At 63.4% G+C, this 9,395-nt stretch carries 10 protein-coding genes; 9 read left to right on the top strand and 1 reads right to left on the bottom strand.

Annotated features, from left to right (window positions below; translation table 11 throughout):
- From EN991_RS11660 to EN991_RS11650, 3 genes are all read left to right on the top strand, one after another.
- On the top strand, nucleotides 1–755 hold a 755-nt coding region (locus EN991_RS11660; protein ID WP_127368788.1), incomplete at its 5' end, for a zinc-dependent alcohol dehydrogenase family protein.
- 269 nt (nucleotides 756–1,024) lie between these two features.
- Nucleotides 1,025–1,327, top strand: coding sequence for a zf-TFIIB domain-containing protein (locus EN991_RS11655; RefSeq protein WP_024502504.1), 303 nt, complete (start codon nucleotides 1,025–1,027; stop codon nucleotides 1,325–1,327).
- Nucleotides 1,328–1,400: 73 nt separating this feature from the next.
- Complete coding sequence (locus EN991_RS11650; protein WP_064995039.1) at nucleotides 1,401–2,387, top strand: Tim44 domain-containing protein; 987 nt, start codon at nucleotides 1,401–1,403, stop codon at nucleotides 2,385–2,387.
- Nucleotides 2,388–2,428: 41 nt separating this feature from the next.
- Here EN991_RS11650 and EN991_RS11645 read toward each other — a convergent pair whose 3' ends face one another.
- Nucleotides 2,429–3,526: a lactonase family protein gene (locus tag EN991_RS11645; protein WP_127368787.1), complete on the bottom strand. Its 1,098-nt coding sequence runs from the start codon at nucleotides 3,524–3,526 to the stop codon at nucleotides 2,429–2,431.
- 198 nt (nucleotides 3,527–3,724) lie between these two features.
- On the opposite strand from EN991_RS11645, the gene EN991_RS11640 reads away from it, so the two are divergent.
- From EN991_RS11640 to EN991_RS11615, 6 genes are all read left to right on the top strand, one after another.
- Nucleotides 3,725–4,276 carry a MaoC family dehydratase gene (locus tag EN991_RS11640; protein WP_013533014.1) on the top strand — a complete coding sequence of 184 codons (552 nt, stop codon included), beginning with the start codon at nucleotides 3,725–3,727 and terminating at the stop codon, nucleotides 4,274–4,276.
- A gap of 1 nt (nucleotide 4,277) precedes the next feature.
- Entirely contained in the window at nucleotides 4,278–5,438 is a 1,161-nt protein-coding gene (locus tag EN991_RS11635; protein ID WP_024502501.1) for a CaiB/BaiF CoA-transferase family protein, read from the top strand.
- Nucleotides 5,435–6,604 (top strand): extracellular solute-binding protein, encoded by a 1,170-nt coding sequence (locus EN991_RS11630; protein ID WP_063167546.1) that lies wholly within the window; start codon nucleotides 5,435–5,437, stop codon nucleotides 6,602–6,604. Before EN991_RS11635 ends, EN991_RS11630 begins: the two co-directional genes overlap by 4 nt.
- A gap of 25 nt (nucleotides 6,605–6,629) precedes the next feature.
- Complete coding sequence (locus tag EN991_RS11625) at nucleotides 6,630–7,817, top strand: ABC transporter substrate-binding protein (protein ID WP_127368786.1); 1,188 nt, start codon at nucleotides 6,630–6,632, stop codon at nucleotides 7,815–7,817.
- A gap of 66 nt (nucleotides 7,818–7,883) precedes the next feature.
- Entirely contained in the window at nucleotides 7,884–8,621 is a 738-nt protein-coding gene (locus EN991_RS11620) for an ATP-binding cassette domain-containing protein (protein ID WP_013533018.1), read from the top strand.
- Nucleotides 8,614–9,372, top strand: a complete 759-nt coding sequence (locus tag EN991_RS11615; protein ID WP_013533019.1) for an ATP-binding cassette domain-containing protein — start codon at nucleotides 8,614–8,616, stop codon at nucleotides 9,370–9,372. The genes EN991_RS11620 and EN991_RS11615 overlap by 8 nt, the downstream gene beginning before the upstream one ends.
- Nucleotides 9,373–9,395 lie beyond the last annotated feature (23 nt).

Raw genomic sequence — 9,395 nt, 5'->3', positions numbered from 1 at the left:
ATTTCGCGCCGGGCGACAGCGTCAGTGTCATCCCGCCGCAATCGATGATCCGCTGGCCGGCCTATGGCGAGTTTGCCACCTACCCCGCCGGACTTGTCGTCAAGCATCCGCCGTCGCTCGACTGGCAGACGGCAGCGGCCGTCTGGATGCAGTATCTCACCGCCTATGGCGCGCTGATCGATATCGCCGGGCTGCACAGCGGAGACCACGTGGTGATCACCGCGGCCTCGAGCAGCGTCGGGCTTGCGGCAATCCAGATCGCCAACAGGGTCGGTGCACCAGCGATTGCGGTGACGCGGACATCGGCGAAGAGGCAGGCCCTGCTCGACGCCGGCGCGGCTGAAGTCGTCACCTTGGCCGAGGAGGATTTGGCGGCACGGCTGAATGAGATCGCAGGGCCTGAAGGCGTGCGCGTCGTGTTCGATGCGGTCGGCGGCCCGATCTTCGAGCCACTCACAGCGGCCATGTCGCGTGGCGGCATCCTCATCGAATATGGCGGTCTCAGCCGCGAGCCGACGCCATTCCCGCTGCCAGCGGTGCTGAGCAAGACGCTGACACTGCGCGGCTACCTCGTCCACGAGATCACCGGCAACCCTGTGAAACTCGAGGCCGCCAAGGCGTTTATCGTCGAAGGTCTGGAGGACGGGACGCTGAGGCCGATCATCGACAGGACCTTCGCGTTCGACCAAATCGTCGAGGCGCATCGCTATCTGGAATCGAACGAGCAGTTCGGCAAGATCGTAGTGACGATCTGAGATCGTAGTGACGATCTGAGATCGTGGTGACGATCTGAGATCGTGGTGACGATTTGAATCGTGGTGACTGCCTGAGCAACGGTGGCGAACAAATCATTCTTGCAGGGCAATATCGGCCTTGAAGCCGCGGCTTTGCATCCCTAACTGTTCGGTGCGGGCCGGGCCCCTCTGACTGTCGCTTTTGGCGATTGTGATGTCGGACCGCTTTAACGGGCCCGTTTCCATTCTTTCGGTCAAGCGGGCTCATTCCTTTCGGTTTGGAGCCCCGTATGACATCTACTTCCCTCCTCGGTATGGTTTGCCCCTCCTGCCGCGTCGCGCTCGTGATGAGCGAACGCCAGGGTATCGAAATCGACTACTGTCCGCAGTGCCGCGGCGTCTGGCTTGATCGAGGAGAACTCGACAAGATCATCGAGCGTTCCGGCAGGGAAGCGGCGCCCGCGCCGCAGCCACAGCCGGCAGCATTCTCCCAGCCACAACATGGCCAGAGCCGCGATGACGATTATTCCCGCTCGCACGGTCACCGCTATCCAAAGCGGAAGAAATCATTCTTCGAAGAGTTGTTCGACTGACCGCATGATGCCCGACATCCAGGCCGGCACTTGCTGAAACTTCCGAAACCACATCGACAAAGGTTCATCTCCGATGATTTCCCGCACCAGCCGATTTGCAGCCCTCTTTGCAGGACTGTTCCTTGCATTCTCCATGGTTGCGATGGACCATGCCGAGGCCCGTCGTGGCGGCAGTTTCGGCAGTCGTGGCATGCGTACGTTCCAATCGGCACCGCCGACCAGGACGGCCCCAGCACCGACCGCTCCGGTCGAGCGGTCGATGACGCCCAACACCGGTGTGAACAACGCGGCCCGGCAGCCGCAGGCCGGCCTGCAGAGGCCCGGCTTCATGAGCGGTTTCGGTGGAACGATGATGCGCGGCCTGTTGCTCGGCGGCCTGTTCGGCCTGCTTTTGGGTCAGGGCTTCGGCGGCCTGGCCGGCATGTTCGGTTTCCTGCTTCAGGCCTTGCTGATCGGTGGCGCGATCATGCTGGCCATCAGGTTCTTCCGCTCGCAATCCGCGCGCGGCCCCGCGCCGGCGCTCGCAGGTGCCGGCAATGCCCAGGCTTCGCGATTTGAGAACCGCTCAACGGCAGGGCAGCAGACTGCAGGCTCCTTCACAATTCCCGGTTTCGGCGGCGGTTCAGGTGGAGGCTCTCCGGCCGCCGCCTCCGAGGAGATCACGCTGGCCCAGACGGATCTCGACGCATTCCAGCAGCTGCTGACCGATGTCCAGGAAGCATTCGGGCGCGAAGACCATGCCGCTCTGCGCCGGGCGGTTACACCCGAAATGGTATCCTATCTGTCGGAAGAGTTGGCCGACAATGCCCAGAAAGGTCTCAGGAACGAGGTGACTGATATCACCTTGCTGCAGGCCGACATCGCGGAAAGCTGGCGCGAGGATGAGCGCGACTACGCCACGGCCGCCTTGCGCTACGAATCTCGTGACGTGACGCGCGAACGGGCCAGCGGCAAAATCGTCGCGGGCGACGATGATCATCCGACAGAGACGACCGAGCTGTGGACTTTCGTGCGTGAGAATGGATCGAACTGGAAGCTCTCGGCAATACAACAGGCTTGAGCCTCGGGCGATTTTTTCCGAGGCTTCGCAGTTGTGGGCGTTCAGCGCACGATCTTGACGCACATCGGCGTGCCGATCTCGATGGCGCGCCCGGTGTCGGTCAGTATGCCGCTGTCGGCGTCGCGGGCGAAGATCGAAATGCGGTCGCCATTCTGGTTGGCGGAAAACAGATGGCCGCCTGACGGCGTCAGCGCCAGGTTACGCGGGGTCGCGCCGCCGCAAGGGATATAGCTGACGAGGCTGAGCGACCCTGTCTGCTGGTCGACCGCCATGATGACGACGCTGTCATGGCCGCGGTTGGAGCCGTAGACAAAACGGCCATCCGGTGAGATCTGGATATCGGCGCAGTGGTTGCTGTCGCGTGCCTCGGCCGGCACCGCCGGCTTTGCGTCGATGATCGAGAGCTTGCCGGTGGCTTCGTCCAGCGTCATCGACACGATGGTCGAATCCAGTTCGTTCATGACGAAGACGAAGCGTCCGTTCGGATGCAGTGCGAGGTGGCGTGGACCGGCGCCGGATGGCAAAGCGGATTCGGTTAGCTTGGCCAGATTGCCCTCGCGCTCGATCCGGTAAGACACCAGCCGGTCGATGCCGAGGTCGGCGACGATGGCTGTTCCCCCGCCGATGGTTTCGGTGACGCTGTGCGCATGCGAGCGTTCCTGCCGCGCCACATTCGGGCCGCTGCCCTCATGCGAAACGCTGGCAAGCGGCGCCGACAAGGCGCCGTTCTCTTCGAAGCCATAGACAGCCACCGCACGATCCGGGCCGCCCTCGCCCATGCCGTAATTGGCGACCAGCAGTTTTGTCCCGTCGCGGGTGATGGTGTTGTGGGCGGCTATGCTGCCGAGCGACGGTTGCTTGTTCAGATAAATGAGCGTCCCCGAAGCTCGATCGAAGCTGTAAGCTGAGACGGTGCCCTCGCGCCAGGTGAACACTTCCGAGTTGGCGTAGATCCGCGAGCCGTCCGGTGTCACCGAGAGGAAGGTCGGATTGTCGACGTCGTTGGTCTCGGCCAGTTTTCGTGTTTCCAGCGTCGTCTCGTCAAAGCTGTAGACGCTGAGGCCGACGCCCCGAGCGCCCTGAAAATACGGCGCCTCGCGGTTCAGGCTGCCGACAAAGACCAGACAATTCTCGCGCATGATTTCCTCCCTACCCGCCTGCGCTTTGGCGCGCGGGAGCAGCCAAAATTTCGCCTGTTCACGCTTGCAACGCAACCCCATATGTGAAAATACTATTTACAAAAGAAGATTGACGGGAGGAGACGTCTTGTATTTCGACGCCTTGATGCGTTTTCCGATAGCTGTGACGTGCCCCATGCAGGTCTGGCGGTGCCGACCATGAACGATTTCGCACCTACCGTCGGCGTCGCCTCGACGCATCCCAAGAACATGCCCGGAGATCACGCCGCGCTGCCGGTGTGGAATGCCGAGAACTGGTTCTACGAGGACTGGCCCGTCGGCCAGAAGATCCGCTCGTTGCGGCGCACAATGGCCGAAGGCGACAGCCATTTGTTCAACACGCTGGTGCTCGACATCCACCCCTATGTGCAGGACCAGATGTTTGCCGAGAACGAAGGCATTTTCGGCAAGCGGCTGATCGCCGGCGCCTTTGTCTTTTCGGCTGGCCTGGGGCTGGTCGCCACCAACTGCGTCAATGCCTTCTCCTATGGCTACGACAAGCTCCGCTTCATAAAACCCGTCTTCATTGGCGACACGATCTATTCGATCCGCTCCAACCTCGACAAGAAGCCCCGCTACAAGGAAATGGGGCTGATCCGCGCCAGCTATGAGGTGTTCAAGGGCGAAGGCGAGTTGGTTCTCTATTGCGAGCATCTGCAGACGGTGAAGTACCGCAACCCGGCCGACTTCGTCGGCAAGACGGAGAAATAGCATGCCGGCAGCAGCCGAATTGCCGCTCGCCGGTCTCGTCGTCGTCGACATGAGCCAGTTCCTGTCCGGGCCCTATTGCTCACTCAGGCTGCTCGATCTCGGCGCCCGCGTCATCAAGATCGAGCGTCCGGATGGCGGCGACCTGTCGCGCCGGCTCTATCTCAGCGACACCGAGATCGGCGGCGATTCCACCATCTTCCATGCCATCAACCGGGCCAAGGAAAGTCTTGCCATCGACCTCAAGAACGAGGCCGATCTCGAGGCGTTGCGCGGCCTTCTGGCCAAGGCCGATGTGCTGATCCAGAATTTCCGGCCGGGCGTCATCGAGCGGCTCGGCTTGGACTACGAGGCGGTCCGCAAGATCAATCCGCGGCTGGTCTATGCCTCGATCAGCGGCTATGGCGAAGACGGACCATGGGTCAAGAGACCCGGCCAAGACCTGCTGGCGCAGGCGCGCTCCGGCGTGATGTGGCTGAACGGCGATGAGGACCAAGGGCCGGTGCCGTTCGGTCTTGCCATCGGCGACATGCTGGCCGGTGCCGCCTGCGCGCAGGGCATTCTGGCCGCACTCGTGCGGCGCGGCATCACCGGCCAGGGCAGCCATATCGAAACCAGTCTCCTGGAAGCGCTGGTCGATTTCCAGTTCGAGGTGCTGACGACGCATCTCAATGACGGCCGCCGGCTGCCCAGGCGCTCCAGCTTCCGCAGCGCGCATGCCTATCTGTCGGCGCCTTACGGTGTTTACCCGGCCAAGGACGGATACCTCGCCATCGCCATGACGCCGATTCCCAAGCTGGCCGATCTCCTGTCGCTCAGCGAACTCGCACCCTATCGCGACAAGCCTGCGTCGTGGTTCACCGCGCGCGACGACATCAAGGCGATCATCGCACAGCGGATCGCCACCAAGACGATCGACGAGTGGCTTGATATCCTCGAGCCGGCCGACATCTGGTGCGCCAAAGTGCTGACCTGGCCGGAGATGCTGGCGAGCGAAGGGTTCCATTCCCTCGGCATGCTGCAGACTGTGACGCGCGAGGACGATGTCTCGATCCTCACCACCAGTTCGCCGCTCCGGGTCGATGGCATAAGAGCCAAGGCCGATCGGGCGGCGCCCCGCATCGGCGAGCACAGTGCCGCCATCCGCGCGGAGTTCGGCCTGTGAGTTCGCCCAAGCTCAAAGGCATGACCTGGAGCCATCCGCGTGGCTATGATCCGATGGTCGCCTGCTCGGCGCTGTGGCAGCAGAAGACCGGTATTGCCATCGAATGGGACAAGCGCTCGCTGCAGGACTTCGAATCCTTCCCGGTCGAAGAACTGGCGCGCGCCTATGACCTCATCGTCATCGACCATCCGCATGTCGGCCAGATCACGGCCGAAGGCTGCCTGGAGCCGCTGGATGTCGCCGGACGCGAGGCGGAACGCACGGCCCTTGCCTCGGGCAGCATCGGCCAGTCCTATCCGAGCTACAACTGGCAAGGACGGCAATGGGCTTTCCCGATCGATGCGGCAACGCAGGTCCAGGCATGGCGTCCGGATGCGATCGGTGCGCCACCGGCGCGCTGGAGCGAGGTGCTCGATCTCGCCCGGCAAGGCCGCGTGCTGCTGCCGCTGCGGCCGCCTCACGTGTTGATGGTGTTCTACACGCTTGCCGGCAATCTCGGGCATGCCTGCACGACCGATCCATCCGACGATCTGATCGATGTGGAGATCGGTAGCCAAGTCTTCGAGGCAATGCGCGAGATCGCAGCGCTGGTCGATCCCGCGTGTTTCGAGATGGACCCGATTGCCGTCTCCGAACGTATGGCGGAGGCCGGTTCCAGGTTCGTCTGCGCGCCACTGATCTATGGTTACGTTTCCTATGCGACGGCTGGCTTTCGGGCGAACCGGCTGGCCTTTGCCGATGTTCCGGTCATCGGTTCCGGCGGCCCGGTCGGTTCGGCGCTTGGCGGCACCGGCATAGCCGTATCAGCCTTTTCCAAAGCCAGGGATGCCGCGATCGACTTCGCCTATTGGGTCGCGAGCGGCGATGTCCAGCGTGGCGCCTATGCCGCCGCCGGCGGCCAGCCCGGCCATGCAGCGGCCTGGGAGGACCAGGCTGTCAATGAAGCGACCGGCGACTTCTATCGGGATACGCGCGCGACGCTGGAGGGTGCATGGGTGCGGCCGCGCCACGACGGCTACATGACTTTCCAGCAAGCAGCATCCGAACGCATCCTTTCCGGCATGACCTCCCGGCATCAAGCCCGACAGGTTGTTGCCGATCTCAATCGCCTGTTTCGGGAGAGTTCCCCGGTGCAGGTGTCCGGCGCTGCCGGTGGAGGAGCCTGAACCAAACCGAACGGAGGAGAACGAGATGACAGGAATGATCCGCGGCCTGCTGGCCGCAACCGCGCTTGCCTCGCTTGCAACGACCGCCTTTGCGCAGGATGTGCAAGGCGTCATCGGCGGGCTGCCGACCGAACTCAAGGCGCAATATGACGGCGCGCCGCAGAAGGTGCTGCCTTCGGCCTGGGACAATTTCACAGCGCCGCCTAAACCGTGGAAATGGTGCCACTCGGAATCCTACCAGGGCAATCCGTGGCGGGTCACGGTGACCAAGGAATTGAAGCGTCTCGTCGACGGGCTGATCGGCGACGGAACGGTGTCCAGCTTCGAGGTGTCTGATTCCAACAACGACGCCAGCCAGCAGATCAACCAGATCCGCGCCTTCATCGACAAGAAGTGCTCGATCATCACCTCGATCCCGGGCTCGGCGACGGCACTCGATGATGCGATCGACGCTGCCGCCAAAGCCGGCATTCCGTTCATCACCGCTGCCGGTTCGGTGACCAGCCCGAACGCCATCAATGTCGATTCCAACTATGCGCGCTGGGGCTACGACATGATGGCGGCGATCGGCAAGGCGCAGCCGGACGGCGCCAGCATCCTTCTGGTCGAAGGCATCGCCGGACACCCGATCGTGGTGCAGGAGCGCCAGGGCGCGGACAAGGCGCTGACTGAAAATCCGAAGCTGAAGATCTCGCGCAATGTCAATGGCAACTGGACAGCCAACGTCACCAAGACCGTGGTGCTGCAGGCGATCGCCACCAACCCGGCGCCGATCGATGCAGTGTGGACGACAGGCAGCGAAAGCCGCGTCGTCGCCGAAGCCTTCGCAGAAGCCGGCCGGCCCGCACCATTGATCACCGGCTCGATCACCGGCGATGCGCTGGGCTACTGGAAGGCCAACCCCGACAAGTACCGCTTCGAAGGCCATGCGGTGCTGCCGCACTGGACCGCGCAGACGCTGTTCCGCGTCGGCGAGCGCATGCTCGACGGGCAGAAGCCGAAGCTGAACACGCTGCTGATCCCGATCCCGCCTGTCCACACCGCCGATCTCGGTGCCTGGTACAAGGACTGCATGACGACGGACGCCGTGTCTATCTTCCCGATCCCGCCGAAAGATCCGATGCCGGAGGAATGGCTCGACGCCTATTTCTCGAACCCGGCGCCAACCAAGGGCTGGGACTATTCGAAGGTGCCCGATGCCTGTGCAAAGTGACGCCTGCTAATCTCTCAACAGGCCGGCTCCTTTCGGGGAGCCGGCCTGCCAGCATCGAAATGCGACATGCTTGAAGTCAAAACCATATCCAAACGCTATGGCGAGACGATCGCGCTCGCGGACGCATCGATCGCGTTTCGGGCGGGAACCATCCACACCATCCTGGGCGAGAACGGTTCGGGCAAGAGCACGATGGTCAAGCTGTTGTCCGGCATCGTCCAGCCGGACAGCGGCGCGATCCTCCTGCACGGCAAGCCGTTCTCGGGCGCCAACCCCTCGGCCTTCCAGGCGCAAGGCTTCGCCACGGTGTTCCAGGAGGTGCTGATCGCGCCGGATCGCAGCGTGACCGACAACATCCTGCTCGGCCTCGACGGGCTGGTCCGGCGCGCTGTGCCCCGCAACGAGCGCCGTGACCGGGCGAAAGCTGCGCTTAAGCGCTTCGCGGTCACCGACGTCCCTCTCGACATGCCAGCCGGCCTGCTGCCGCTCGCCGCGCAGCAATTGGTCGTCCTTGCTCGCGCGATCGTGCGCAACCCAAAGATCCTGATCCTCGACGAGGTCACCGCCGCGCTCGACTTCGCCGATCGCGAATCCGTTTTTTCGTTGATGCGTGCGCTTGCCGGCGAGGGCTGCCTGATCCTGTTCATCACCCACCGCATGGACGAGGTGATGTCGCTTTCGGATCGCATCTCGATCCTGCGGGGCGGCAGCGTGGTGCGCACCGAAGAGCGCGGCGCTTCGACGCCGGCTGAGCTTCTCAAGACAATGGCGCCACGTACCGCCGCGGAGCTTGCGCATGGCTGATCGCACCGCTCTCGAATTTGGTGGTCTTGCCGTTCGCGAACTCGTCATCGCGCCCGGCGCCAGCCCGATCACGCAGGCAATCGCTCCGGGTGAGATCGTCGGGCTTGCCGGCCTCGATGGTCATGGCCAGGAGCTGTTTCTCAAGATGCTTGCTGGCCTGGAACCGCCGCATGGCGGCTCGATTGAACTCGGTGCATCGGATGCGTCCCGCAAGATCACCGGGTTTCGCAAGGCTGTCGCCAGCGGCATCGCCTATTTGCCGCGCGACCGACGCGCCAACGGCATTTTCCCGACGCAGTCGGTGCTCGACAACTTCGCCGTTTCGACTCTGTCGCGCGACACACGGCTCGGCCTGATCAGCCCGGCGGCGCGCAAGGCGCGCTACGACATCTACCGCGAAAAACTGTCAATCGCCGCACCCCGGCCCGATGCGCCGATCACCACTTTGTCGGGCGGCAACCAGCAGAAGGTGCTGCTGGCGCGGGCCTTGGCGCTGGAGCCCGCGATCCTGCTCCTCAACGATCCGACGCGTGGCGTCGACGTGGCGACGCGGCATGTTCTCTACGACGTGTTTCGCGGGCTGGCGGCCGACGGCATGGGGCTCGTCATCCTGTCCAGCGAAATCGAGGAGATTCTTCTCCTGTGCCAGCGCGTGCTGGTGTTCCGTGAGAATGAAGTCGCGGCCGAGATCGCCGGCAACGCCCTCACCACCGACGGCGTGATATCAGCCATGTTCGGACGTGCGGCATGAGCCCTGTTGCGCGCCTCCTGTCC

This window comes from Mesorhizobium sp. M7A.F.Ca.US.005.03.2.1 (assembly GCF_003997795.1).
GTDB lineage: Bacteria > Pseudomonadota > Alphaproteobacteria > Rhizobiales > Rhizobiaceae > Mesorhizobium > Mesorhizobium ciceri.
The sequence above is the reverse complement of the archived record's forward strand: the minus strand, read 5'-3'. Positions and strand labels throughout refer to the sequence as shown.

Coding starts and splice junctions, on each gene's coding strand:
- EN991_RS11655 (WP_024502504.1), top strand. CDS start 1,025: ATGACATCTACTTCCCTCCTCGGTATGGTTTGCCCCTCCTGCCGCGTC.
- EN991_RS11650 (WP_064995039.1), top strand. CDS start 1,401: ATGATTTCCCGCACCAGCCGATTTGCAGCCCTCTTTGCAGGACTGTTC.
- EN991_RS11645 (WP_127368787.1), bottom strand. CDS start 3,526: ATGCGCGAGAATTGTCTGGTCTTTGTCGGCAGCCTGAACCGCGAGGCG.
- EN991_RS11640 (WP_013533014.1), top strand. CDS start 3,725: ATGAACGATTTCGCACCTACCGTCGGCGTCGCCTCGACGCATCCCAAG.
- EN991_RS11635 (WP_024502501.1), top strand. CDS start 4,278: ATGCCGGCAGCAGCCGAATTGCCGCTCGCCGGTCTCGTCGTCGTCGAC.
- EN991_RS11625 (WP_127368786.1), top strand. CDS start 6,630: ATGACAGGAATGATCCGCGGCCTGCTGGCCGCAACCGCGCTTGCCTCG.
- EN991_RS11620 (WP_013533018.1), top strand. CDS start 7,884: ATGCTTGAAGTCAAAACCATATCCAAACGCTATGGCGAGACGATCGCG.
- EN991_RS11615 (WP_013533019.1), top strand. CDS start 8,614: ATGGCTGATCGCACCGCTCTCGAATTTGGTGGTCTTGCCGTTCGCGAA.